Genomic DNA, 24,546 nt, shown 5'->3' with positions numbered 1-24,546 from the left:
GCCGCGCCACGGCCACGACGCCGGTCGGGACCCCGACCCCGACCGGAGTCGAGCCGATGCTTACTCTTGATGCACGGCGCGAGAAAGGGACGTCAGCATGAGCAGCGAGTCTGTGCTCGATTCGATCATCGACGGTGTCAAGGCCGATGTCGCCGCGCGCGAAGCCGTCCTCGACCTCGCCGCGGTCAAGGCGCTCGCCGCCAAGGCTCCGGACCCGCGTGACGCGGCCGCGGCCCTCCGGAAACCGGATATCGCGGTGATCGCCGAGGTGAAGCGTGCGAGCCCGTCCAAGGGCATGCTGTCGAACATCGCGGACCCGGCCAGTCTCGCCAAGCAGTACGAGGACGGCGGGGCGCGCGTGATCAGCGTGCTCACCGAGGAGCGCCGGTTCAACGGTTCGCTGGCCGACCTCGATGCGGTCCGCGCCGTCGTCGACATCCCGATCCTGCGCAAGGACTTCATCGTCGGCCCGTACCAGATCCACGAGGCGCGTGCCCACGGTGCGGACGTCATCCTGCTGATCGTCGCCGCACTCGAGCAGAAGGTGCTCGCGTCGCTGCTCGACCGCACCGAGTCGCTCGGCATGACGGCGCTCGTCGAGGTTCACACCGAAGAGGAGGCCGACCGCGCGCTCGAGGCGGGCGCGAGCGTCGTCGGCGTCAACGCGCGCGATCTCAAGACCCTCACGGTCGACCGTGACGTGTTCTCGCGGATCGCGCCGGGCCTGCCGTCGAACGTCGTGAAGATCGCGGAGTCCGGGGTCCGCGGCACCGCCGATCTGTTGGCGTACGCCGGTGCGGGCGCCGATGCGGTCCTCGTCGGTGAGGGTCTCGTGACCTCGGGTGACCCGCGTGCGGCCGTCGCCGATCTCGTCGCCGCGGGGGCGCACCCGTCGTGCCCCAAGCCGTCGCGCTGACCTGCCCCATGTGAGAAGTGCGTCGGCTCGGGCGGCCGGGTGTGACGCGAATTTCGTTTGCCGCCACCCGACCTCGATGAGGATGATGGATCACGTGACCGATCAGACCGACTTTCCCAAGGCCAGCGACGGCGTCGCCGACATCGCGCAGATCGGACCGGACGAGAAGGGCCACTGGGGTGCGTACGGCGGCCGCCATGTGCCCGAGGCGCTCATGGCCGTCATCGACGAGGTGACCTCGACCTACGAGAAGCTTCGCACCGACACTGAGTTCCTCGACGAGCTCGACCGTCTCCAGCGCGACTACTCGGGCCGTCCGTCGCCGCTCTACGAGGCGACTCGACTGTCCGACGCCGCGGGCGGTGCTCGACTGTTCCTCAAGCGTGAAGACCTCAATCACACGGGTTCGCACAAGATCAACAATGTGCTCGGCCAGGCGCTGCTCGCCAAGCGCATGGGCAAGACGCGGGTGATCGCGGAGACCGGCGCGGGCCAGCACGGCGTCGCCACCGCGACCGCGTGCGCTCTGCTCGACCTCGAATGCCTCATCTACATGGGCCGTGTCGACACCGAACGCCAGGCGCTCAACGTGGCCCGCATGCAGTTGCTCGGTGCGACCGTCGTCGCCGTCGAATCCGGTTCGGCGACCCTCAAGGACGCGATCAACGAGGCGTTGCGCGACTGGGTCACCAACGCCGACGACACCTACTACTGCTTCGGCACCGCGGCGGGCCCGCATCCGTTCCCGATGCTCGTCCGCGACTTCCAGCGGATCATCGGCTTGGAGTCGCGGCACCAGATCCTCGAGAAGACCGGACGTCTGCCCGATGCCGTGACCGCGTGTGTCGGCGGCGGGTCGAACGCCATCGGGATCTTCCACCGTTTCATCGACGACGCCGACGTGCGCCTCGTCGGATTCGAGGCGGCGGGCGACGGCGTCGAGACCGGTCGGCACGCGGCCACGTTCACCGGCGGCAGCCCTGGCGCCTTCCAGGGCGCCTACTCGTACCTGCTGCAGGACGAGGACGGCCAGACGATCGAGTCGCATTCGATCTCGGCCGGCCTCGACTACCCGGGTGTCGGCCCCGAACACGCTCACCTCTTGGACATCGGTCGCGCCGAGTACCGGCCGATCACCGACACCGAGGCGATGGACGCCCTGCGTCTGCTGTCACGCCGCGAAGGCATCATCCCGGCCATCGAATCGGCGCACGCCGTCGCCGGGGCCCTCAAGCTCGGCCAGGAGCTGGGGGAGGGCGCGATCATCGTCGTCAACCTGTCCGGCCGCGGCGACAAGGACGTCGACACCGCGGCCCAGTGGTTCGGCCTGTACGGCAAGCCTCCGTCGGAGACCGAATACGCAGCACAGTTGGCCGCATCGACCGCAGGGGAAGACAAGTGACCGCACCCGCATCCCGCCTGGGCGACACGTTTGCCGCCTGCCGCGACGACAACCGCGCGGCCCTCATCGGCTATCTGCCCGTCGGCTTCCCGGATCTGCCGGGCTCGCATGAGACGCTGCGGACCATGGTGTCCGCGGGCTGCGACGTCGTCGAGCTCGGCATCCCGTACTCCGACCCGGTGATGGACGGTCCGACGGTGGCGCAGGCCGCGATCCGGGCGCTCGCCAACGGGACCCGCGTGCGGGACGTCTTCGCCGCCGCCGAGGTCGTCGCGTCGGCGGGCGCCAAGCCTGTCGTGATGAGCTACTGGAACCTGATCCTCAAGTACGGCGTCGACGCGTTCGCTCGCGACCTGGCGTCCGCGGGCGGTCTCGGCATCATCACGCCCGACCTGATCCCCGACGAGGGGGCGCAATGGCACGCGGCGTCGGACGCTCACGACCTCGACCGGATCTACCTGGTCGCCCCGTCGTCGACGCCCGAGCGGCTCGCCATGACCGTCGAGAGTTGCCGGGGCTTCGTGTACGCGGCGTCCACGATGGGCGTCACGGGCGCCCGGTCGACGGTGTCGAGTGCGGCGCCGGAATTGTGCCGTCGTGTGCGGGAGGTGTCGGACATTCCGATCGGCGTCGGCCTCGGCGTCCGGAGCGGGGACCAGGCCGCCGAGATCGGCGCATACGCTGACGGCGTGATCGTCGGATCGGCGATCGTCAGCGCCGCGAGCGAGAGCCAGAAGGCGGTTGCGGCGCTGGTCGAGGAACTGGCACAGGGAGTGCGCCGGGCCCGCGTCTGACAGGCGTGCATTAGGGTGACACCTGTGACTGCAGGAGACGTCGTCCTCGCCTATATCCCGAGCCCGCCGCAAGGCGTGTGGCATCTCGGTCCGTTCCCGCTCCGCGCGTACGCGCTCTGCATCATCGTCGGCATCATCCTCGCCGTCTGGTGGGGCGACCGCCGGTGGCAGGCCCGCGGCGGTCAGCCGGGCGATGTCCTCGACGTCGCGCTCATCGCCGTGCCGTTCGGGCTCGTCGGTGGACGTCTGTACCACGTCATCACCGACTGGTGGCGCTACTTCGGCGAGAACGGGAAGGGCTTCGGAGCCGTCTTCCAGGTGTGGGACGGTGGCCTCGGCATCTGGGGCGCGGTCGCGCTCGGCGGTGTCGGCGCGTGGGTCGGCTGCCGCTGGAAGGGCATCAAACTCCCGCCGTTCGGTGACGCTCTCGCACCCGCCATCCTCGCGGCGCAGGCCATCGGTCGAGTCGGCAACTACTTCAACCAGGAGCTGTACGGCGACTCGACGAACCTCCCGTGGGGTCTCGAGTTGTACCAGCGTGTCAACCCGGACACCGGCGCGACAGGCGTCTCCGTCATCGACGGCGTCTCCAACGGTCACGTCGTCGGAGTGGTGCACCCGACGTTCCTGTACGAGCTCGTCTGGAATCTGCTGATCGTCGGGCTCCTCGTCTTCGTCGACCGGCGTTTCCGCATCGGCCACGGCCGACTGTTCGCCATGTACGTCGCCGGATACTGTGCGGGCCGCTTCTGGATCGAACTGATGCGCACCGACGAGGCGACCCACATCCTCGGTCTCCGAGTGAACGTCCTCGTCGCCGCCCTCGTCTTCCTCGGCGCGGCACTCTACGTCGTCATGGCGCCGAGAGGACGTGAAGAAGGACTCTCCGTCTTCCGTCCCGAACGCGCCGAAGCACTCGCCGCCGAAGGCGAAGTCGGCTACATCCCGGAGACCGACGAGCCTGTCGTCGACGAGCCCGTCGTGTCCGATGTCGTCAGTGCGGACTCGGAGTGGGCGAGGGCGCCGGAGGCCGTCGAGTCCACTGACCCCGACGCTGTTGTCGCCGACGACGAGACCGGCGACAGTTCCGTCGTCGAGTCCGATGATGCCGTGGGTGATGAGGCTGGTGAGGTCGCGCCTGACGATGCAACTGCTTCTGCCGCAGATTCTGACCACATAGTGGTCACAAACGACGGCACATACGAGGTTGCGGCCGATGCTGTCGAGTCAGCTGACGCTGTGGTTCCGGAGGTGGCTGAGGAGGAGCCGGCCGAGGCTTCCCCTGCCGAGTCCGGCGAGGCCGTGGTCGATGAGGCTTCAGGGGACTCGGCGGGCGAGGTTGCGTCTGACGATGCAACTGCTTCTGCCGTAGATTCTGACCACATAGTGGTCACAAACGACGGCACACAGGCGGGCGCCGGCGAGTCCAGTGCCGCTGTCGTTGAGGAGCCTGCTCGGGACGAGGATGTCGTGACTCCCGTCGTCGAGTCGAGTGATGCTGTCGTCGAGGATCCAGTTGAGAGCGACGCCGTCGAGACTTCCGTCGTCGAGCCCAGTGACGCTGTTGTTGCGGAGCCTGCTGTGGATGACACTGTCGAGACCCCTGTCGTTGAGTCCGGTGCCGCTGTGGTGGACGAGGCTGCTGAGGTCTCGTCTGACGACGCTGACGTCAGCGCCGTAGATCGTGACCACATAGTGGTCGCAAACGACGGCATAGAGGATGTTGCGACTGATGCTGTCGAGTCCGGTGACCTTGTGGTCGATGAGGCTGCTGAGGAGTCGGTGGGCGAGGTTGAGGTTTCGTCCGCCAGTTTGGGCGTGCATAGTGACACAACTGGCGGAGCTGAGGGTGACGCTGCTGTTGTCGAGGCTGAGGCCGTTGTCGAGTCTGATGATGCTGACGCTTCTGCCGTAGATCGTGACCACATAGTGGTCACAAACGACGGCACAGGGGATGTGAGTGCGGTCGTCGTCGGGGACGACGATGAGATCGCGGGGCCCGAGGTGCCGACGGTGGAGGAGGTGCGGGCGGGAGCGCAGCCGCTGATCGTCGCGCACGAGGGGACCGAGTCGTACACGGTGTCGTCGAGCTCCGACCTGGACGCGATCACCGTCGTCGAAGAGAACCCGGGATGGTCGGCGGGAGCCATCGAGATCCGTCCAGCGGCTCCCGAGGACGACGCCTGAGACCATCCCGCGGCGAACTTGCGGTGAACGTCTCCACATACTCGCCAGTAGGTTCGGAATGTCAGCGCCGGACCGATAGCCTTGAACGGTGACTCGTCGAACCAAGATCGTTTGTACCCTGGGCCCTGCTACCAATACTGAAGAGAGTGTCACCGCACTCGTCGAATGCGGAATGAACGTCGCGCGACTGAACTTCAGCCACGGAGCCCACAGCGACCACCGGAGCGTCTACGACACGGTGCGCGCGGCGAGCGCGAAGGTCGGCAAGACGGTGGGCATCCTCGCCGACCTGCAGGGCCCGAAGATCCGCCTCGGCAAGTTCGAGGACAACGGTCGGCCCAACGGCGCCGTCGACTGGAACGACGGTGAGCAGGTCCGCATCACCGTCGACGACGTCATCGGCGACCACGATCGCGTGTCGACCACCTACAAGAACCTGGCCGTCGACGCGCGGCCGGGCGACCGACTCCTCGTCGACGACGGCAAGGTCGGACTCACCGTCGACAGCGTCGACGGCAACGACGTCGTCTGCACCGTCACCGAAGGCGGTACGGTCAGCAACAACAAGGGCCTGTCGATGCCCGGCATGAACATCTCGGTGCCCGCGCTGTCCGAGAAGGACATCGCCGACCTCGAGTTCGCCCTCGAACTCGGCGTCGACATGGTCGCACTGTCGTTCGTCCGCAGCCCCGCCGACATCGAACTCGTCCACGAGGTGATGGACCGTGTCGGACGCCGCGTGCCCGTCATCGCCAAACTCGAGAAGCCCGAGGCCATCGACAACCTCGAAGCCGTCGTCCTCGCATTCGACGCGATCATGGTCGCCCGCGGCGACCTCGGCGTCGAGATGCCCCTCGAACAGGTCCCGCTCGTTCAGAAGCGTGCCATCCAGATGGCCCGCGAGAACGCCAAGCCGGTCATCGTCGCGACGCAGATGCTCGACTCGATGATCGAGAACTCCCGCCCCACGCGTGCCGAGGCGTCCGACGTCGCCAACGCGGTCCTCGACGGTGCCGACGCAGTCATGCTGTCCGGCGAGACCTCGGTCGGCAAGTACCCGCACGAGACCGTCCGCACGATGGCCCGGATCGTCGAAGTCGCCGAAGGCGGCAGCCGGGACGTCCCGCCGCTCAAGCACGTCCCGCGCACGCGCCGCGGCGTCGTCACCTACGCGGCACGCGACATCGCCGAGCGCCTCAACGTCGACGCCATCATCGCGTTCACTGAATCAGGCGACACCGCCCGGCGCGTGGCTCGCCTGCACTCGCGCGTCCCGCTGTTCGCGTTCACGACCACCGAGTCGACGAGCAACTATCTCTCCGTCAGCTGGGGTGTGCAGCCGCAGCTCGTCGTCCGACTGCAGCACACCGACGAGATGATCAACCTCGTCGACGAGATGCTCGTCAAGAGCGGGAACTTCAAGAACGGCGACGTGGTCGTGATCGTCGCGGGCGCGCCCGCGGCCGTCGTCGGGTCGACCAACTTCGTCCACGTCCACCGGATCGGCGAACAGGACCACTGACCACCGGCACGACCGACGCGCACCGTCCCGACCAGGGACGGTGCGCGTCGTTTATGGTTGGGGCATGATCGACGTCCCGGTGACCGAACAGTCCGACGACCTGCGCACCCTCCTCGAACTGCTCGACGTGGAGCGCGTCGACGACGACATCTACCTCGGCAGGCATCCGGACCAGGTCATGGCCCGCACCTTCGGCGGCCAACTGCTCGGCCAAGGGCTCGTCGCGGCGGGCCGATCCCTCACCAAGGGCACGCCGCCCGTGCACGCGCTGCACGCGCACTTCATCCGCGGCGGCGACGTCAGCAAGCCGATCGAATACCACGTCGACAGGTTCCGCGAGAGCAAGGCGTTCGCCAACCGGCAGGTCACCGCCATGCAGGACGACGAGGTGATCTTCACCATGCTCGTCGCCTTCCAGGACAACAAGGCCGGCCTCGAGCACGCCGTCGACATCCCGTCGGTCCCGTACCCCGAGGATCTGCCGCCGATCAGCGAGCACTTCGAAGGGTACGAGGACACCGTCGCGGCGTTCGTCAACGCGCTCCACCCGATCGACGTCCGGTTCGCGAACGCGCCGACGTGGAAGATGAAGGGCACCGGCGAACAGCTCAACCACAATCGGGCGTGGATGAAGACCGACGGTCCGATGCCCGACGACCCGCTCCTGCACATGGGCGCACTCGCGTACTCGTCCGACACTACGGTCCTCGACTCGATCATCACCACGCACGGCCTGTCGTGGGGAATCGACCGGCTGTTCGCGGCTACCGTCAACCATTCGATCTGGTTCCACCGCGAGTTCCGGTTCGACGACTGGCTGCTGTACGCCACCGAATCGCCGGTCGCCGCCGGGTCGCGCGGCATCGGCTCGGGACGTTACTTCATGCGTGACGGGACGCTCGCCGCGTCGGTCGTCCAGGAGGCCCTCATCAAGCACTTCCCCTCGCGGTCATGACGGCGCCGAACATGCCGGTCGACGTCCGGTTCCACCTGCCGCAGGGCCCACAGCTCCCGCCGAAGTCGTGGCAGCGACGCTACCGATGGCCGATCCGCGTCGGCAGCGTCGTCGCGGTGCTCGTCTTCGTCGCCGCAAGCACCGTCGCGATCGTCTACGGGTTCGCGGCACGGTCGACGATCACCGCGAGCGGAGCGGTCACGGTCGACTGTGTCACGCGCACCGCGGGAGGATCGTCGCAGATCCGATTCGGCGCGCCCGTCGCACTGTACGACGCCGACGACACCGACGGATCGCCCCTCGCCACCACGTACCTCGACGGGCTGCGCCGCCTCGGCGGCGACGTGTGCCTCGCCGACTTCGAGGTCAAGGACCTCGACTCGGTCCCGCTCTACACGGTGACGATCGGCGACGACTTCCGCGCGCTGGTCTCGTCCGGCGCGCTCGAGGCGGGCTACCTCTTCGCGTAGGACCGCGCGGCGGCGACGATCGCCGGATCGGTCACCTCGAGGCCGCCGCCGGACCCGCCGCCCGGACCGGTGACGCCCGGGTCGGCGACGACGGTCTTGGCCGACAGGTGGACGGCGTCGACGCCGATCGCGATCAACGCCCCGATCGCATCGGGAGTGACGCCTCCGCCCGCCATGATCTCGACCCCCGTGTCGGCGGCCACGAGTGCGGCGAGCGCGTCGATGCCGTCACCGGCCCGTGCCGCACCGCCCGACGTGAGCACCCGGAGGACGCCGATGTCGGCGAGCCGTTCCAGTGTCCCGACGGGATCGGCGACCGTGTCGAACGCCCGATGGAACGTCACGTCGGCGTCGCCCGCCGCGTCGAGAAGCGCTGCCGTGGCCGTCGCGTCGAGGGCGCCGTCGGGACGCAGCGCACCGATCACGACCCCGGTCGCACCCAGGTCGACGGCCCGCCGCACGTCGTCGGCGAGCACCGCGACCTCATCGGGCGAGTACACGAATCCGCCGGGCCGATTGCGGATCAGCGCGTGTACATCGATGCCGGTCGCGACGGCCGCCGCGATCGTCCCCGGCGAGGGCGTGAGCCCGCCCGTGACGCCGAGTGCGGCGCACAGCTCCACCCGGTCGGCTCCGCCCGCCAGCGCGATCGCCGCGCCCGCGGCGTCCTGCACCGCGATCTCCAGCGCGGTCACGGCAACGGCCGTGAGACGGGGACGTTCACCCAGCTCGGCGCGGCCGGATCGATCTCGATGTACTGCGGGCGCAGCTGCGACGACCACAGTTCCGGACCGAGCGGCACGCCCTTGGGGAAGTTGAAGGCGTAGAGGTCAACGCGCAGACGGTCGCCCGGCCGCAGTTTGGCCTGGGTCGCCGTCATCGGGATGTCGATGGTGAGGACCTGCCCGGGACGGACCGGCCGGTAGTCGTCGATCGACAGCAGCGGGATCGCGTCGATGACGTCGCCGTTCGGCGCGAACGTCGTGCGCTGGCGGTCCAGTGCGCGCAACGACACCATCAGCTGACCCATCGAGACCGTCGTCGACCGTCCGTCGGGCGAGACGACGTTGACCGTCGCGTGCCAGTATCCGTCCGTCGCGCTGAGGCGTTGACGCAGGTGGACGACGGGCGTCCCGCTGATGGTGGTCGCGACTCTCGCTGGGGCCGACGTGAACGTCTGCGCGGCGATCTCGGAGACGCGGGAGTCGCGTGCACAGAAGTCGAACAGGGCTGTGATGCCCGCGGCGGACTGGGCGCCGTCTCGGCTGCAGACGGTCGACAGCCCGGGCTTCACCTGACGCGTCGCGCGTGCCGAGGGAGCGTCGGCCGACAGGGATCCGTCGCCCGCGACGGGCGTGGACGTGGTGTGCGACGGGCGTCCCGACAGGTACTGCCGCTGGCGCTGATGCCCGGGGAGCGGGAACGTCGGCCCCTGGACGAACGTGCCGCTCGGTTCCTGAGACAGAGTCGCGGGGGAGTAGCGGTCGATGCCGTTGTCGATGCCCTTGAGCCACTTGTCGTACCAGGCGCGGGCGAGCACATCCAGACGGGGCGGGTAGCCGGGCTGTCCGAAGTTCGAGCCCGACGTGATGTGGTAGCCGTCGTCCATGATCAGCTTGCGCTGCCCGTCGTTCAACGACGTCAGGTTCGTGAGCAGGCGCGATTCACTGAAGGTGAACAGGTCGTTCCAGCCGCCGATCGCGAACGTCGGAGTCTGCACCTTCGACAGATCGGTGTACAGCGACTTGCGTCGTTCCGAGCCCGCGGTGACGAGGGCCTTCGTCGTGCCGTGAAGACCCTTCGGAGTGCGGGTGGTGAGGGCCTCGATCATGACGTCGAAGTAGGTGAGCGGGTCTTTGACGCGGTCGCCCAGCCACTTCCAGTCGAACGTGCCGTTGAGCATCGATGCGACGTTCGGGATGAGCTTGGTGCCGTTCACCAGGCCGAGCCAGGGGGCGAGGAAGCCCATGCCGACGCCGCCGCCGGGGGCGATGACGTCCTGTGTGAGGTCCGCGCCGGGGACGATCGGGAAGATCGCGCCGAGCTGGCCCGGGGCGTCCGACGCTGCCTGCAGCTGGTTGATCGCGGAATAGGACACGCCGGCCATGCCGACCTTGCCGTTGTCCCACGACTGCTTCTTCACCCAGTCGATGACCTCGACGGTGTCCTTGCGTTCGCGGCTTCCGAACACCTGCCAGTCGCCCTGGGAGAAGCCGGTGCCGCGGACGTCGACGACGAGCATGTTGTAGCCGCTCTTGATGAGCTTCGGGTCGTAGGCGAACGTGTTGATCAGACCGCCGCGCAGTGCGCCGACGAGTTCGTTGTAGCCGGACAGGAACGTGCCTTGGAGATTGATCGCGTTGAGGAGCTCGATCAGCTGCGGCACCAGTGCCGGGTAGTTCATGACCTCGGTCGCGAGCGCCGACACCATCTTCGTGTACGGCGTCATGTTCACGATCGTCGGCAGCTTCTCGCTCACCGGGCGCCCGTCGCGTCCGGTGGGCCGGATCAGATTGCCGCGCAGGATCGTTCCGTCGCTCATCCGGATCGGGACGTCGGGCTTCACCGTGTACCCGGCGTACTTCTGCGGGCCGTCCTGTGTACGCGTCCACTTGGCGCCGAGCGCCCCGGACAGTTCGGCGTTCGCGTCACCCGACGCCGCGGCCGACAGCCCGACACCGGCGACGACGGTGATCGCGGTGACCATGAGAACCAACAACTGCCGAACGACACGGCGTGATGCGCGCATGCGACTTCCTCCCCGAACTACGGTCGACCAGCCCGCGGTCGTGACGGTTTCGCGACCGGTCCGTGATCTGACTCTCAGGTAACAATAAGGGTAGCGACCGTCATAGTCGAGACTCGATTGTCGTGGCCCGATTGTCTTGGCGCAGTGCACGACCGACCCGACTGGAAATCGACCGCGGTGGGTCCGTATGCTTGTGCCTCGCACAGTTACACCTGCCCCGGTGGCGAAATTGGCAGACGCGCCGCACTCAAAATGCGGTCTCTCACGGGGTGCCGGTTCGAGTCCGGCCCGGGGCACACATTTTTCGATCGACGACGATGGACGGGAGTACGCGCCATGTCCGATGACGTGAAGGTCCGCGTCGTCGTCGCCGAGGACGATTCGCTCATCCGCATCGACCTCGTCGAGATGCTCCGCGAAGACGGCTACGACGTCGTCGGCGAGGCCGGGAACGGCCAGGTAGCCGTCGACCTCACGGTGGAACTCGCACCCGACCTGGTGATCATGGACGTCAAGATGCCGGTCCGGGACGGCATCGACGCGGCGAGTGAGATCGCCAGCAGGCGGCTCGCCGCCGTGGTCATGCTCACGGCGTTCAGTCAGCGGGAGTTCGTCGAGAAGGCGCGCGACGCGGGCGCGATGGCCTACCTGGTGAAGCCGTTCAATCAGGCCGACCTGGTGCCCGCCATCGAGGTGGCGCTCAGCCGGTTCCGCGAGCTCAAGGCGCTCGAATCCGAGATCGCCGACATGTCCGAGCGCTTCGAGACCCGCAAGCTCATCGAACAGGCGAAGGGCCTGCTGATGGACAAGCAGGGCATCTCCGAGCCGGAGGCCTTCCGCTGGATCCAGCGCAATGCGATGGACCGCCGCGTCACGATGAAGCAGGTCGCGCAGATCGTCGTCGAGACGCTCGGCGACGCCTGACGTACTCCGTCTCGTTACATTTAGGTGGCCGGATGTAACTCCTTTCGTCAACCGGGTCCCATGAGCTGAGAATCGGACTAGATTCTGCGCAGGTCTTGCCGTAGCAGACCTCTCGGCGGTCACGCCGGGCCTCGAAGACGAGAGGTTCTTTCGGATGCATCGTGGAATTGCGAAGGGCGCGGTCGTCGCGGCGCTAGCCAGCGTGCTGGTGCTGTCGGCCTGTGGAAACAAATCGGACGACTCGAGCAGTGGCGGCGGCTCGGACCTGACGATCTCGCCGCTGGCGCAGATCGACACCAGCGGCAAGGAAGTGAAGTCGAGTTCGGAGGCGGGAGCCCTCGATCCGGCGGGCGACGGCAAGGCCAAGTGCGCGCCGACGACCATCGCGCAGATGGGCGCCCTCACCGGTGCGAACGCGGCCCTCGGCATCAACATGCGCGACGGAGCACAGCTCGCGGTCGACCAGCACAACAAGGCCAATCCCGACTGCCAGATCACGCTGAAGCCGTTCGACTCCGAGGGCGACCCGCAGAAGGCGACGCAGGTCGCGCCGCAGATCGTCAACGACAAGTCGATCATCGGGCTGATCGGCCCCGGCTTCTCCGGCGAGACCAAGGCCACCGGCGGCGTCTTCAGCCAGGCCGGACTCGTGTCGGTGACGGCGTCGGCGACGAACCCCGCGCTCACCGGCAACGGCTGGAAGACGTTCTTCCGCGGCCTCGCGAACGACGACGTCCAGGGCCCCGCGGTCGCCAAGTACCTGACCGGAACGCTCGGCAAGAAGAAGGTCTGCGTCATCAAGGACGACACCGAGTACGGCGCGGGACTGTCGAAGGCCATCGTCGAAGGCCTCGGCGCGGCCAACGTGAGCGCGTGCCAGGGCGAGGTGAAGACCGGTGAGCGCGACTTCGCCGCCGTCATCTCGACGATCACCGGCGCGAGCCCCGACGCGGTGTTCTTCGCGGGCTACTACGCCGAGGGTGCTCCGTTCGCCCAGCAGCTGAAGGCCGCTGCGCCGGACGTCACGTTCGTCTCCGGTGACGGTGTGAACGATCCGCAGTTCCTCCAGCAGGCGGGCGACGCGGCCAAGGGCGCGTACCTGTCGTGCCCGTGCGGCCCGGCTCCGAGCAAGTTCACCACCGACTACAAGGCCGCCTTCAACCAGGCGCCCGGCGTCTACTCGGTGGAGGCGTACGACCTCGCGACGATCCTGATGAAGGGCATCGAGCAGGGCAAGACGACGCGTGCGGATCTTCTGGAGTTCGTCCGCGGATACAAGGGCGACGGTCTGGCACGCCACTACGAGTGGAAGCCGAACGGCGAGCTCACGACGTCCCTGATCTGGATGTACGAGGTCAAGTAGTCTCACCGCGCAGTCGACGGTGCGGGCGGTCACCCGTCCGCACCGTCGATCCGCCTGCCTGAAAGGCACGTATGATCGCGTACTCGCTCGCCGAGTCGTCCCATTCGGTCCTGGCCGCAACCATCGGCTTCGACCTCGGGGGACTCCGGGACGGATTCTGGACCCTCACCGTCGAAGGCCTCACCTACGGCGCCGTCTACGCGCTGGTCGCGGTGGGATACACCCTGGTGTACGGCGTCCTCCGTCTCATCAACTTCGCGCACTCCGAAGTCTTCATGCTCGGCTTGTTCGGGCAGTACATAGGACTCCTGATCCTCGGATTCACCCCACGAGCCAACGCGTACGACTTCGGCGTCATGCAGACGACGATGTTCCTCGTGCTCGCCGGACTGATCGGCATGGCGGTGTCGGGCACCGCGGCCGTCGGCGTCGAGTTCATCGCCTACCGGCCCCTCCGAAAACGCAACGCGAAACCGCTCGCGTTCCTGATCACGGCGATCGGCATGTCGTTCGTCCTGCAGGAACTCGTGCACTACGTGCTTCCCAAGGTCCCGTCCGATCCGCCGCTCGGCGGTTCGACGGCCCAGCCCACGATCCGCCTCGTGGAGCAGGTGGAGCAGTTCAAGCTGTTCGGGGCCTCGGTGACCAACGTGACGCTGATCGTCGTGATCTCGGCCCTCGTGCTCGCGGGCGGCACCGATCTGCTTGTCAACCGGACGCGGCTCGGGCGCGGAATCCGCTCCGTCGCTCAAGACCCGGACGCCGCACTTCTGATGGGCGTGTCGCGGGAACGGATCATCATGGCGACGTTCCTCATCGGCGGTCTCCTGGCGGGCGCGGCCGCGTTGCTCTACGCGATGCGCTACCCGAACACCGTCATCTACTCCGGCGGCTTCATCCTCGGCATCAAGGCGTTCTGCGCCGCGGTGCTCGGCGGCATCGGCAACGTCCGCGGAGCCCTCCTCGGAGGTCTGCTCCTCGGCGTCATGGAGAACTACGGCTCGGTCCTGTTCGGCAACGAGTGGAAGGACGTCGTGGCGTTCGCGCTGCTGATCCTGGTCCTGATGTTCCGGCCGACGGGCATCCTCGGCGAGAAGCTCGGAAAGGCGAGGGTATGACGAACGACCACGACGACAACGACGCCGGTCGCCGGTGGCGAGCCCTCGAGGCCCGAGCACCGTGGCTCACCGGCCCGCTCTCCTCGATAGCGCGGTTCATCGCGCTGATCTGGCGGCCCTTCGCGGTGGTCGGAGGCTTCTTCGCCACCATCGGCGACCGCATCCGCACGTGGTGGGATGCCCAGTCCCGACCCGCCCAGTGGGGCGTCGGCCTGGTGGGATTCGTCCTGCTGGCGCTGCTGCCGGTGATCAAACCCCCGATCATCACGACCACCGCGACCGACTTCGGTGCGACGCTCGCCCAGTTCGCGATGGTGGCGCTGATCGCCATCGGACTGAACGTCGTGGTCGGCCAGGCCGGCATGCTCGATCTCGGTTACGTCGGCTTCTACGCGGTCGGCGCGTACGTCGTCGCGCTGCTCACCAGCCCGGCCAGCCCCGTCTGGAACAGCGCGGACCACGGCGTGTTCTCCGGTCCGTGGGCGTGGTTCGCGTGCGTGCCGCTCGCGATCGTCATCACCGGGCTGACGGGCCTCCTGCTCGGCACGCCGACGCTGCGCGTCCGCGGCGACTATCTCGCGATCGTGACGCTCGGTTTCGGCGAGATCGTCCGGCTCCTCGCCGACAACCTGTCCGACGTCACCAACGGGCCCGCGGGTCTGCAGGGCGTCCTGTTCCCCGATGTGTGGCGCAGCGATTCGCAGCCCGACGGCGTGTTCGGGCAGTCCAACAACTCCGGGGTCCTCAGTTACGGCGTGTGGTGGTACTGGCTCGGGCTGGTGCTCGTCGTCATCGTCCTGCTCGTCATCGGCAACCTGGAACGCAGCCGGGTGGGACGGTCGTGGGTGGCGATCCGCGAGGACGAGGACGCCGCCGAGATCATGGGCGTCCCGACGTTCAAGTACAAGCTGTGGGCGTTCGTGATCGGTGCGGGCATCGGCGGACTGTCCGGAGCCGTATACGCGGGGCAGGTGCAGTACGTCGACCCGAAGGCGTTCACCGTCATCAACTCGATGCTCTTCCTGTGCGCCGTCGTACTCGGCGGTCAGGGCAACAAACTCGGCGTCATCGTCGGTGCGTTCATCATCGTGTACCTGCCCGCCCGAGTGCAGGGCGTCCAGGTCGGAGACCAGTCGCTCGGCGACTACAAGTACCTGTTCTTCGGCCTGGCGCTGGTCACGCTGATGATCTTCCGGCCGCAGGGCCTGATGCCCGCCCGCGCGCGGCTGATCGCATTCGGGCGCAAGGTCTATTCGTCTGCCGACAGGCAGCCCGTGGTCGAGGAGTCGAAGGCATGAGCATCAACCACGGTGACGAGATCGCCGACGCCGTCGCGCCGCAGCGGGACATCGCGACCGACGAGGGCGACATCCTGCTCGACGTGTCGGACCTGACCGTGGAGTTCGGCGGTCTCGCGGCGCTCGACGGAGTGTCGTTCGGCATCCGCCGCGGTGAGATCCTCGGGCTCATCGGGCCGAACGGGGCGGGCAAGACGACGTGCTTCAACGCCATCACCGGTGTCTACACGCCGAGCCGCGGATCCGTCGTGTTCGACGGCGCGCCGCTCGGGAAGGTCAAACGACACCAGATCACCCGGCGCGGCATCGCCAGGACGTTTCAGAACGTCCGACTCTGGGGCGAGATGACGGCGCTGGAGAACGTGTGCGTCGGCACCGACGCCCGCCACAAGTCGTCGGTGTGGGGAGCGGTGTTCCGGTCCCGGCGCTTCTATCGGGAGGAGCGCGACGCCGTCGACCGCGGGATGGCGCTGCTGGAGTTCGTCGGCATCGCGCACCGGGCGGGGGAGAAGGCGTCGAATCTCCCGTACGGCGATCAGCGCAGGCTCGAGATCGCGCGGGCGCTGGCGACGGAGCCGAAACTGCTGTGCCTGGACGAGCCCGCCGCAGGCTTCAACCCGAGCGAGAAGACCGCTCTGATGAGCCTGATCAAGAAGATCCGCGACGACGGGTACACCGTTCTGCTGATCGAGCACGACATGCGACTCGTGATGGGCGTGACCGATCGGATCGTCGTCCTCGAATTCGGTCGGAAGATCGCCGACGGCAAGCCGAAGGACGTCCGCGAGAATCCGGCAGTGATCGCCGCCTACCTTGGAGTGCCCGATGACGAAATCGCTTGACCGACCGGTCCTCGAACTGGAGGACGTCGTCATCGGCTACGGGCGCATCCGGGCGTTGCACGGGATATCGCTGCAGGTCGCCGAGGGTGAACTCGTCACACTGCTCGGCGCGAACGGTGCGGGCAAGTCGACCACGATGCGCGGCATCTCGGGTCTGGCGAAGCTCACCAGCGGTCAGATCCGGTTCGACGGGGAGCGCATCGACGGGCTGTCGACGCACCAACGCGTGCACCGCGGCATCATCCAGGTTCCCGAGGGCAGGCACATCTTCCCCGGCATGACCGTGCTCGAGAACCTCGACATGGGCTGCTACGGACGGAAGTTCTCGTCGAAGGCAGAGCGAGCCGAGGTCCTCGATCACGTCTTCGAGCTGTTCCCGCGGCTCAAGGAGCGGGTCAAGCAGTACGGCGGCACCATGTCGGGCGGCGAGCAGCAGATGCTCGCGATCGGGCGTGCGCTCATGGCCCGTCCTCGACTGCTGCTGCTCGACGAGCCGTCGATGGGTCTGGCTCCGATGGTGATCCGGCAGATCTTCTCGATCATCGCCGACATCAACGCGGCGGGCACGACGATCCTGCTCGTCGAACAGAACGCGCAGCAAGCCCTCACCCGGTCGGACCGCGGGTACATCCTCGAGACAGGCTCCATCACCCTCGAGGGCCCCGGCCGAGAACTCCTCGTCGACCCGAAGGTGCGGGAGGCGTATCTGGGCGTCGCGTAGACCCTCCGGAATAATATATTCTCGGGTGGGGGTGTCAGGAAGGTTCGTCGCACAGGCGCAGCATGGCGGCTGACGCAGGCGGGTTCCCGGCGCGGACATCTACATCCTCGCGTTCGTTCTCGGCGTCGGCATCTCCTCGTTCAGCGCGCTGGTGCCCGCCGCGTACCCGCTCGAGGCGCGCGCGAAGGGCTACGGTGCGATGCTCGGCTTCGGGCGGGCGGGCGCCATCGCGGCACCGTTGATCACCGCATGGGCGGTCGCGCGGACGGACGCGCAGACGCTGTACAACATCACCAACATCGGACTGATCATCAGTCTGATGTGCGCGGTCGCGCTGGTCGTGGTGATGCGTTCGCGGACGACGGCCGACGGACGCCCGCAGGGTTCTCGGGTGGCGGGGTCCGTCGGCGCAGCCGCCGTGAGCTGACACCGCGGGGGCGACGGCCGACCGCGCGGGATTTGTCGGACGGCATCACTATGCTGGTCCCGTGAGTCCCGCGCAGTCGTCTGTCAGCCCATCGTCCGCTCGAACAAAGGGGGGCCGCCCGACCCTCATGCTGCTCGACGGGCATTCGCTCGCGTACCGAGCGTTCTTCGCGCTGCCGCCGGAGAACTTCAAGACCAACACCGGCCAGAGCACGAACGCGGTCTACGGATTCACGTCGATGCTGATCAACCTGCTGCGCGATGAGGAGCCGACACATATCGCCGCGGCGTTCGACGTCTCCCGGAAGACGTTCCGTTCGGAGATGTTCCCGGAGTACAAGGCGCAGCGCAGCAAGTCGCCCGACGAGTTCCGCGGTCAGGTCGATCTGACGAAGGACGTGCTCGAGGCGATGGGCATCCAGGCGTTCGCCGTCGACGGTTTCGAGGCCGACGACATCATCGCCACCCTCGCGACACGGGCCGACGCCGAAGGCTTCAAGGTCCTCGTCGTCACCGGCGACCGCGACTCGCTGCAGCTCGTCAACGACAACATCACCGTCCTCTACCCGAAGCGCGGCGTGTCCGAACTGACGCGGTTCACACCGGAGGAGGTGGAGGCCAAATACGGTCTCACGCCCGCCCAGTACCCCGACTTCGCGGCACTTCGCGGCGATCCGAGCGACAACCTGCCAGGCATCCCCGGCGTCGGCGAGAAGACGGCGGCCAAGTGGATCCGTGAATACGGCTCGTTCGCGCAGCTCGTCGAACGCGCCGACGAGGTGCGCGGCAAGGTCGGCGACTCGCTGCGCGCGAACCTCGCGGGCGTCATCATGAACCGGAACCTCACCGAGCTCAAACGCGAGATGGACCTGCCGGTCGGGCCGTCCGACCTCGTTCTGCACGGGTGGGACCGTGACCGCATCCACCGCTTGTTCGACGATCTCGAGTTCAAGGTCCTCCGCGATCGTCTGTTCTCGACCCTGACGTCCAGCGAGCCCGAAGCCGACGAGGGCTTCGAAGTGAACGGAAGTCGCCTGGGAGCCGACGAGGTCTCGGCGTGGCTCGACGCGCACGCGCGGACCGGCCGATCCGGCATCTCGGTGGCGGGCAAGCAGGTGGTCGTCGGGGCCGACGTCGACGGTCTGGCGATCGCGGCGGCCGACGGCGAGGCCGCGTACATCGACCCGGTGACGTTGTCGGTCGACGACGAGGCCGCTCTCGGCGACTGGTTGGCCGACGAATCGATCGCCAAGGCCGTCCACGAGGCGAAGTGGGCCGTCCACGCCTTCCGCGGTCGGGGATGGACGATCGCCGGTGTCACGTCCGACACGTCGCTCGCGGCGTATCTGGTCCGCCCGGGCCAGCGGACCTTCAACCTCGACGATCTCGCCCTCCGCTACCTGCGCCGCGAGCTGCGTGCCGACGACGCCGTCGACGACGGTGGACAGCTGTCGCTGCTCGACGACGACGCGGACGCGGCCCGCGCGGCCGAGAACCTGATGCTCTCGGCCCGCGCCGTCGCCGAACTGGCCGACGCCCTCGACACCGAACTCGAACGCATCGACTCGACGGCGCTCCTCACCGAGATGGAGCTGCCGCTCGCGTTCGTCCTCGCGGAACTGGAGGCGGTCGGCATCGGGGTCGACACCGACCACTTCACCGACCTGCAGTCCGAGTTCGCCCAGCGCGTCCGCGACGCCGCGGAGTCGGCGTACGAGGTGATCGGCGAACAGGTGAATCTCGGCTCGCCGAAGCAGCTGCAGGCGATCCTCTTCGACAAGCTCGACATGCCGAAGACGAAGAAGACGAAGACCGGCTACACGACCGACGCCGACGCGCTCGCGTCACTGTACGAGAAGACCGAGCACCCGTTCCTGAAGTTCCTGCTCGAGCACCGCGACGCGACACGCCTCAAGGTGACCGTGGACGGTCTGCTGAAATCCGTCGCCGACGACGGCCGTATCCACACGACGTTCAACCAGACCGTCGCGGCCACCGGGCGTCTCTCGTCGACCGATCCGAACCTGCAGAACATCCCGGTCCGGACCGACGCCGGCAGGCAGATCCGCGGCGGTTTTGTCGTGGCTCCCGAGTTCGATTCGTTGATGACGGCCGACTACTCGCAGATCGAGATGCGCATCATGGCGCACCTGTCCGAGGACGAAGGGCTCATCGAGGCCTTCCGCTCGGGGGAGGACCTGCACAACTTCGTCGGGTCGCGCGCGTTCGGGGTACCCGTCGATCAGGTGGACGCCCAGATGCGCTCGCGGGTGAAGGCGATGTCGTACGGTCTGGCCTACGGGTTGAGCGCGTTCGGTCTCGCCGCCCAGCTCGGGATCGGTCGAGAAGAGGCCAAACAGCAGATGGAGCAGTACTTCGACCGGTTCGGTGGAGTGCGCGACTATCTGCACAACGTGGTCGTCGAGGCACGTCGGAACGAGTACACGGCCACCCTGTTCGGCCGCCGCCGGTACCTTCCCGACTTGAACTCAGACAACTTCCAGCGCAGGCAGTCCGCCGAGCGCATGGCGTTGAACGCGCCGATCCAGGGCACCGCCGCCGACATCATCAAGGTCGCGATGATCAACGTCCAGCGTCGCCTGACCGCCGAGGGCCACCGCTCGCGCATGCTCCTTCAAGTGCACGACGAACTGGTGCTCGACGTCGCCGCCGACGAGCGAGACGCCGTCGAGGCGCTGGTCCGCGAGGAGATGGGCGGCGCCATCGAGCTGTCCGTCCCGCTCGAGGTGTCGGTCGGCTTCGGTCGAACCTGGGATCAGGCCGCGCACTGATGAACACACGTCGAGATTGGGTGCTCCCCGCGATCGTCGGCGTGATCGTTGTGCTCGTCGGCGTGCTTGGCATCGTCGCATGGCTGGTGATGACTGATAAGCCGAGCACCTCCGCGGCCGACGAAGCCTCGTCTGTCCCGACGACAACCCTGCGACAAGCGCCGCAACGGACGAGCACGGTCACCGTCACTCCGCCGCAGACCGTCACTCAGACTGTGCAACCTCCGGTGACCGTCACGCAGACTCCGCGCACCACGATTGCCGCGCCTGACAGCGGCTCTGCGCCCTACTACGCGCAGTTCGGTGCGTTCGACAGCTACGAGAATGCGGTCGCCATGCGCGACCAGCACTACAACTCGGTGATCACGTCCGGATCGTCGGTCGGATCGTCCTCGAGATGGGTCGTGGTCCGGCCCGCGTCGTCCTACAGTGAGGCCGCGAGTGTCTGCGCACAGTTTTCGGACGGTTCATGCGTCGTGAAGAACGCCGAATGACCTGGTCGCAGACATGTCCGTGAGCAGGGTCAATTCGCAGTTCGGCCGGTACCGTGTCGATGCGCTGCTCGGCCGGGGTGGCATGGGCGAGGTGTATCGCGCGTACGACACGGTCAAGGAGCGTGTCGTCGCGCTGAAGCTGCTGCACACGATGTATGCCGACGATCCGGTGTATCGCGAGCGGTTCCGCCGGGAATCCCGCACGGCGGCTCGGCTGGGCGAACCGCACGTGGTGCCCATCCACGACTGGGGCGAGATCGACGGCGTGCTGTTCATCGACATGCGGCTCGTCGAGGGCGAGGACCTGCGGGCGCTGTTGACCCGTGAGCGTCGCCTGGCCCCGACTCGTGCGGTGACTCTCGTGGAGCAGGTCGCGTCCGCGCTCGACGCGGCGCACCGCGACCGGTTGATCCACCGTGACGTGAAGCCGGAGAACGTCCTCGTCGGTTCGAAGGACTTCGCCTACCTCGTCGATTTCGGCATCGCGAACGCGGCGGGAGACACGCGCCTCACTCAGACCGGTGGCGCGATCGGGTCGATCGCCTACATGGCTCCCGAATTGTTCGACGGTCAGCCCGCCACCCCTGCGAGTGACGTCTACGCGTTGGCCTGCGTTCTCGTCGAGTGCTTGACGGGCGCCGTGCCCTATCCGGCGCCGTCGATCAGTGCGGCGATCAAGGCGATGCTGACGTCGCCTCCACCCCGGCCGAGCCTGTCGACTCCGGGACTGCCGGTCGCGATCGACGCCGTCGTCGCGCGCGGACTCGCCGCCGATCCGCGTCACCGGTACGAGACGGCGGGGGAGATGGTCGCCGACGCGCGACGTGTCCTCGAACAACGCAGCGTTCGCACCGTCGAGATGCCGCCGACCGTCGTCGGACATCCGTCGCCGACCTATCCGCCGATGCAGCCCCACTACACGCGGCCGGGGCGCCCGTCGCGCGCGTTGCCGATCGCGCTCGGGTTGCTGACTGTGGTTCTGCTCGTGGGCGCTGCCGTGGTCGGGACGAAGCTGTTCAGTGACGACCGAGGGAACAGTCCCACGACGGTCGCTCAGACTCCGGTCGACGACGTGTCGACCACGACCGAGGTGACCGCCGAGCCGGAACTGTCGTCGGAGACGACGACGTACACGGCGTCGAGCACGGTCCGTACGTATCCGGCGCCGACCCCGGACATCGAGGTGAGCGGCGACCCGTCGGCGCCGGGCTACGTGCCTCCGCCGCCGTCGGTGAACGACGCCCAGTACTTCGCGCAGTTCGGTGCGTTCAATCAGCTCGGCAATGCGCAGGAGCGGGCGGGGCAGCACTACGGGTCCGTGATCGTCGACGGTTCCCTCGTCGGGCTCGACTCGAACTACGCCGTGGTCCGTCCGACGAATTCGCTCGCAGAGGCGCAGCGGGTGTGCTCGAACTTCGCCGCCGACGCCTGCTACGTCCAACGTCGTGTCGGCTGACAACGGTGTTGCAAGACTAGGAGAATCGACCGATGACATCCGTACGACTCGCAGTCCTGCCCGGTGACGGGATCGGGCCCGAAGTGGTGCCCGCGGCCGTCGAGGTCGCACGCCGCGCGCTCGACTCGCACGGGGTGACGCTCGAGACCGTCGACGTTCCGTTCGGCGCGTCCGCGATCGAATCGCACGGCGCTCCGGTGCCGGAGTCGACATTGGACGCGCTCGCCGACATCGATCTGTGGTTGGTCGGACCGCACGACAGCGCGTCGTACCCACCGGCCTTCCGTCACCCCGCACCCGGAGCGGTGATGCGCAAACAGTTCGATCTGTTCGCCAATCTCCGTCCGGCACGGGCGATCCCGGGCGTCCACGCCACCGCGGCCGACATCGATCTGCTCATCGTCCGCGAGAACAGCGAGGGCCTCTACGCGGACCGCAACATGGCCGTCGGATCGGGCGAGTTCATGCCGACACCCGACGTCGCTCTGTCGGTCGGCCTGATCACCAGGGCGGCGACGGAACGGATCGCCGTCGAAGCATTCGAAGCGGCGCGTCGCCGTCGCGGTCATGTCACCGTGGTGCACAAGGCCAATGTGCTGCGGCTGACGACGGGCCTGTTCCGTGACGTCTGCCTGCAGGTCGCGACGCGGTATCCCGACGTCACGGTCGACACCGAACACGTCGACGCGATGGCCGCCCTGCTGGTGCGACGTCCCGCCGACTTCGACGTGGTCGTCACCGAGAACCTGTTCGGCGACATCCTGTCCGACCTCGCTGCCGAACTGTCGGGGTCGCTCGGCCTCGCGGCATCGTTGAACTCGTCGGCCGACCGTGCGATGGCACAGGCCGTCCACGGCGCCGCACCCGACATCGCCGGCCGCGATGTCGCGAATCCGGTGGCGACGATCGGATCGGTGTCTATGCTGCTGCGCTGGGAGGGCGAGCGATCGGGCTCCGAATCGCTGACGGCGGCCGCCGACTCCATCGACGGCGCCGTCGCGCACGTGCTCGCCGACGGTGTCGCCACCGCAGACCTCGGCGGTAGCGCGTCGACGTCCGCTTTCACCGCCGCGGTGCTCGCTGCGATGTGAATCTTGTTGACTTAGGGCTCGTGGGGAGCCGTAAGTCAACAAGATCGAGGGCGGTCACCACGAGTCGACAGTCGATCGGGCGTCGATGAGGTTGATCACCTGCTGAATGCAGTCCTCGCCCGAGTCGTTGATCATGTGCCAGTCGAATTGGAGTTCCCGCCAGCCGATGCTCTCGAGGTAGTTGGCCTTTGCAAGGTCGTTTCCGTGGCGGCGCACGTCGCGGTGATAGGACCATCCGGAGATCTCGACGGCTATCTGCAGGTCCGGCCACGCGAAGTCCATGCGCCATGGACCGAGCCAGAGTTGCTGGACCCATCCGGTCAGTCCGCGGTCCTTGAGGAGAGTCACGAAGAGCCGTTCGGCCGCCGATTCGCTGTCGGAGGCGGCGACGGCGACGAGCCGTCTGGCCCGCGCCATTCCGCAGATACCCGCGTTGTCGTCGATAGCGCGCTGCAATTCGACGAGGGTGACGGCCTTGGTCTGCAGCGCTCGATCGAGGAACTGCGAACCCTCGTCCAACTCGACGGACGTCATGAGAGCGGTGAGCGGCTTCCGGGCGATGGGCAGGTCGCGCACAGTCGTCAGCGCAGACGGGCCGTATCGGCGTCGGACGGAACGGATGGACACCGGCCAGTCGAGGGGTGCGCGAGCCTGCGCGCACGACAAGGTGATGCCCTCCGGCACGACGTCGAGCAGCCCGTGCCACCAAGCGGCGGTCGTCCGATCGGCGACGCCTCGATACGCGAGTACCGCGGCCCGAATCATGGACGACTCGGTGACCGGATGAGTCGCGGAGCGATAGAGGCCGCGGGCCATCGCCAGCCAGTCGCCGCGAGCGACGCGTCCCTTGATCTCGCCGCGACTGAGCCCGCAGGAGAGTGCCTGATCGATCGTCACGACGCCGTCGTGGTCAGCCAGAAACCTTGCGATCGCGCCGTTGTCCCCCACATAGGGTTAGACGCACCGACGCCCGATCCGGTTCCATCGACGACCCGACACGGTGGCCCAGTATGTGAATCGGCGATA

The 24,546-nt window shown here is 67.4% G+C and carries 21 protein-coding genes and 1 tRNA gene; 19 read left to right on the top strand and 3 right to left on the bottom strand.

Annotated elements, in window-relative coordinates; all coding sequences use genetic code 11:
- Window positions 1-97 precede the first annotated feature (97 nt).
- From trpC to GYB83_RS18480, 7 genes are all read left to right on the top strand, one after another.
- On the top strand, window positions 98-916 hold the full coding sequence (gene trpC, locus GYB83_RS18510) for an indole-3-glycerol phosphate synthase TrpC (protein ID WP_161896800.1): 819 nt from the start codon (window positions 98-100) through the stop codon (window positions 914-916).
- An 85-nt stretch (window positions 917-1,001) separates the two neighbouring features.
- Window positions 1,002-2,318 (top strand): tryptophan synthase subunit beta, encoded by a 1,317-nt coding sequence (gene trpB / locus GYB83_RS18505; protein ID WP_161897589.1) that lies wholly within the window; start codon window positions 1,002-1,004, stop codon window positions 2,316-2,318.
- A complete protein-coding gene (trpA, locus tag GYB83_RS18500) occupies window positions 2,315-3,112 on the top strand; it encodes a tryptophan synthase subunit alpha (protein WP_161896799.1) in 798 nt (265 codons plus the stop codon). Before trpB ends, trpA begins: the two co-directional genes overlap by 4 nt.
- Before the next feature lie 24 nt (window positions 3,113-3,136).
- Entirely contained in the window at window positions 3,137-5,299 is a 2,163-nt protein-coding gene (gene lgt / locus GYB83_RS18495; RefSeq protein ID WP_161896798.1) for a prolipoprotein diacylglyceryl transferase, read from the top strand.
- Between the two features lie 88 nt (window positions 5,300-5,387).
- Entirely contained in the window at window positions 5,388-6,821 is a 1,434-nt protein-coding gene (gene pyk / locus GYB83_RS18490) for a pyruvate kinase (protein WP_161896797.1), read from the top strand.
- 64 nt (window positions 6,822-6,885) lie between these two features.
- On the top strand, window positions 6,886-7,776 hold the full coding sequence (locus GYB83_RS18485) for an acyl-CoA thioesterase (protein WP_161896796.1): 891 nt from the start codon (window positions 6,886-6,888) through the stop codon (window positions 7,774-7,776).
- A complete protein-coding gene (locus GYB83_RS18480) occupies window positions 7,773-8,246 on the top strand; it encodes a hypothetical protein (protein ID WP_161896795.1) in 474 nt (157 codons plus the stop codon). The genes GYB83_RS18485 and GYB83_RS18480 overlap by 4 nt, the downstream gene beginning before the upstream one ends.
- On the opposite strand, the gene GYB83_RS18475 is transcribed toward GYB83_RS18480, so the two are convergent.
- Both GYB83_RS18475 and GYB83_RS18470 read right to left on the bottom strand, forming a co-directional pair.
- A complete protein-coding gene (locus tag GYB83_RS18475; RefSeq protein ID WP_161896794.1) occupies window positions 8,231-8,941 on the bottom strand; it encodes a copper homeostasis protein CutC in 711 nt (236 codons plus the stop codon). The genes GYB83_RS18480 and GYB83_RS18475 overlap by 16 nt on opposite strands.
- A complete protein-coding gene (locus GYB83_RS18470; RefSeq protein WP_186349807.1) occupies window positions 8,938-10,995 on the bottom strand; it encodes a CocE/NonD family hydrolase in 2,058 nt (685 codons plus the stop codon). Before GYB83_RS18470 ends, GYB83_RS18475 begins: the two co-directional genes overlap by 4 nt.
- 214 nt (window positions 10,996-11,209) lie before the next feature.
- On the opposite strand from GYB83_RS18470, the gene GYB83_RS18465 reads away from it, so the two are divergent.
- The 12 genes from GYB83_RS18465 (at window position 11,210) to GYB83_RS18410 (ending at window position 23,520) form a co-directional block, all read left to right on the top strand.
- Window positions 11,210-11,291: transfer RNA gene (locus tag GYB83_RS18465), tRNA-Leu, on the top strand.
- 40 nt (window positions 11,292-11,331) lie between these two features.
- A complete protein-coding gene (locus tag GYB83_RS18460) occupies window positions 11,332-11,919 on the top strand; it encodes an ANTAR domain-containing response regulator (protein WP_161896793.1) in 588 nt (195 codons plus the stop codon).
- A 154-nt stretch (window positions 11,920-12,073) separates the two neighbouring features.
- Window positions 12,074-13,282, top strand: coding sequence for a branched-chain amino acid ABC transporter substrate-binding protein (locus GYB83_RS18455; RefSeq protein WP_161896792.1), 1,209 nt, complete (start codon window positions 12,074-12,076; stop codon window positions 13,280-13,282).
- A 71-nt stretch (window positions 13,283-13,353) separates the two neighbouring features.
- Complete coding sequence (locus GYB83_RS18450; protein WP_161896791.1) at window positions 13,354-14,400, top strand: branched-chain amino acid ABC transporter permease; 1,047 nt, start codon at window positions 13,354-13,356, stop codon at window positions 14,398-14,400.
- The gene (locus GYB83_RS18445) at window positions 14,397-15,698 is read left to right on the top strand and encodes a branched-chain amino acid ABC transporter permease (RefSeq protein ID WP_161896790.1); all 1,302 of its coding nucleotides are present in this window, start codon (window positions 14,397-14,399) and stop codon (window positions 15,696-15,698) included. Before GYB83_RS18450 ends, GYB83_RS18445 begins: the two co-directional genes overlap by 4 nt.
- Entirely contained in the window at window positions 15,695-16,540 is an 846-nt protein-coding gene (locus tag GYB83_RS18440) for an ABC transporter ATP-binding protein (protein ID WP_161896789.1), read from the top strand. The genes GYB83_RS18445 and GYB83_RS18440 overlap by 4 nt, the downstream gene beginning before the upstream one ends.
- On the top strand, window positions 16,524-17,261 hold the full coding sequence (locus tag GYB83_RS18435; protein ID WP_161896788.1) for an ABC transporter ATP-binding protein: 738 nt from the start codon (window positions 16,524-16,526) through the stop codon (window positions 17,259-17,261). The genes GYB83_RS18440 and GYB83_RS18435 overlap by 17 nt, the downstream gene beginning before the upstream one ends.
- A gap of 151 nt (window positions 17,262-17,412) precedes the next feature.
- The gene (locus tag GYB83_RS18430) at window positions 17,413-17,688 is read left to right on the top strand and encodes a hypothetical protein (RefSeq protein ID WP_161896787.1); all 276 of its coding nucleotides are present in this window, start codon (window positions 17,413-17,415) and stop codon (window positions 17,686-17,688) included.
- 61 nt (window positions 17,689-17,749) lie between these two features.
- Window positions 17,750-20,479, top strand: coding sequence for a DNA polymerase I (gene polA, locus GYB83_RS18425; protein ID WP_161896786.1), 2,730 nt, complete (start codon window positions 17,750-17,752; stop codon window positions 20,477-20,479).
- On the top strand, window positions 20,479-20,973 hold the full coding sequence (locus tag GYB83_RS18420) for an SPOR domain-containing protein (RefSeq protein ID WP_161896785.1): 495 nt from the start codon (window positions 20,479-20,481) through the stop codon (window positions 20,971-20,973). Before polA ends, GYB83_RS18420 begins: the two co-directional genes overlap by 1 nt.
- A gap of 13 nt (window positions 20,974-20,986) precedes the next feature.
- Window positions 20,987-22,429, top strand: coding sequence for a serine/threonine-protein kinase (locus tag GYB83_RS18415; RefSeq protein ID WP_161896784.1), 1,443 nt, complete (start codon window positions 20,987-20,989; stop codon window positions 22,427-22,429).
- A 32-nt stretch (window positions 22,430-22,461) separates the two neighbouring features.
- Window positions 22,462-23,520, top strand: a complete 1,059-nt coding sequence (locus tag GYB83_RS18410; RefSeq protein WP_161896783.1) for an isocitrate/isopropylmalate dehydrogenase family protein — start codon at window positions 22,462-22,464, stop codon at window positions 23,518-23,520.
- A gap of 54 nt (window positions 23,521-23,574) precedes the next feature.
- On the opposite strand, the gene GYB83_RS18405 is transcribed toward GYB83_RS18410, so the two are convergent.
- The gene (locus tag GYB83_RS18405) at window positions 23,575-24,417 is read right to left on the bottom strand and encodes a DUF559 domain-containing protein (RefSeq protein WP_228461610.1); all 843 of its coding nucleotides are present in this window, start codon (window positions 24,415-24,417) and stop codon (window positions 23,575-23,577) included.
- Window positions 24,418-24,546 lie beyond the last annotated feature (129 nt).

The organism is Gordonia spumicola (genome assembly GCF_009932475.1).
Taxonomy (GTDB): domain Bacteria; phylum Actinomycetota; class Actinomycetes; order Mycobacteriales; family Mycobacteriaceae; genus Gordonia; species Gordonia spumicola.
Note: the sequence above shows the minus strand (reverse complement) of the source record. Positions and strands in the feature narration are given on the sequence as shown.

What these genes read in the sequence shown, in the direction of transcription:
- trpC (WP_161896800.1), top strand. Translation starts at nt 98, where the DNA reads ATGAGCAGCGAGTCTGTGCTCGATTCGATCATCGACGGTGTCAAGGCC.
- trpB (WP_161897589.1), top strand. Translation starts at nt 1,002, where the DNA reads ATGGATCACGTGACCGATCAGACCGACTTTCCCAAGGCCAGCGACGGC.
- GYB83_RS18485 (WP_161896796.1), top strand. Translation starts at nt 6,886, where the DNA reads ATGATCGACGTCCCGGTGACCGAACAGTCCGACGACCTGCGCACCCTC.
- GYB83_RS18480 (WP_161896795.1), top strand. Translation starts at nt 7,773, where the DNA reads ATGACGGCGCCGAACATGCCGGTCGACGTCCGGTTCCACCTGCCGCAG.
- GYB83_RS18470 (WP_186349807.1), bottom strand. Translation starts at nt 10,995, where the DNA reads ATGCGCGCATCACGCCGTGTCGTTCGGCAGTTGTTGGTTCTCATGGTC.
- GYB83_RS18460 (WP_161896793.1), top strand. Translation starts at nt 11,332, where the DNA reads ATGTCCGATGACGTGAAGGTCCGCGTCGTCGTCGCCGAGGACGATTCG.
- GYB83_RS18455 (WP_161896792.1), top strand. Translation starts at nt 12,074, where the DNA reads ATGCATCGTGGAATTGCGAAGGGCGCGGTCGTCGCGGCGCTAGCCAGC.
- GYB83_RS18450 (WP_161896791.1), top strand. Translation starts at nt 13,354, where the DNA reads ATGATCGCGTACTCGCTCGCCGAGTCGTCCCATTCGGTCCTGGCCGCA.
- GYB83_RS18445 (WP_161896790.1), top strand. Translation starts at nt 14,397, where the DNA reads ATGACGAACGACCACGACGACAACGACGCCGGTCGCCGGTGGCGAGCC.
- GYB83_RS18440 (WP_161896789.1), top strand. Translation starts at nt 15,695, where the DNA reads ATGAGCATCAACCACGGTGACGAGATCGCCGACGCCGTCGCGCCGCAG.
- GYB83_RS18435 (WP_161896788.1), top strand. Translation starts at nt 16,524, where the DNA reads ATGACGAAATCGCTTGACCGACCGGTCCTCGAACTGGAGGACGTCGTC.
- GYB83_RS18420 (WP_161896785.1), top strand. Translation starts at nt 20,479, where the DNA reads ATGAACACACGTCGAGATTGGGTGCTCCCCGCGATCGTCGGCGTGATC.
- GYB83_RS18415 (WP_161896784.1), top strand. Translation starts at nt 20,987, where the DNA reads ATGTCCGTGAGCAGGGTCAATTCGCAGTTCGGCCGGTACCGTGTCGAT.
- GYB83_RS18410 (WP_161896783.1), top strand. Translation starts at nt 22,462, where the DNA reads ATGACATCCGTACGACTCGCAGTCCTGCCCGGTGACGGGATCGGGCCC.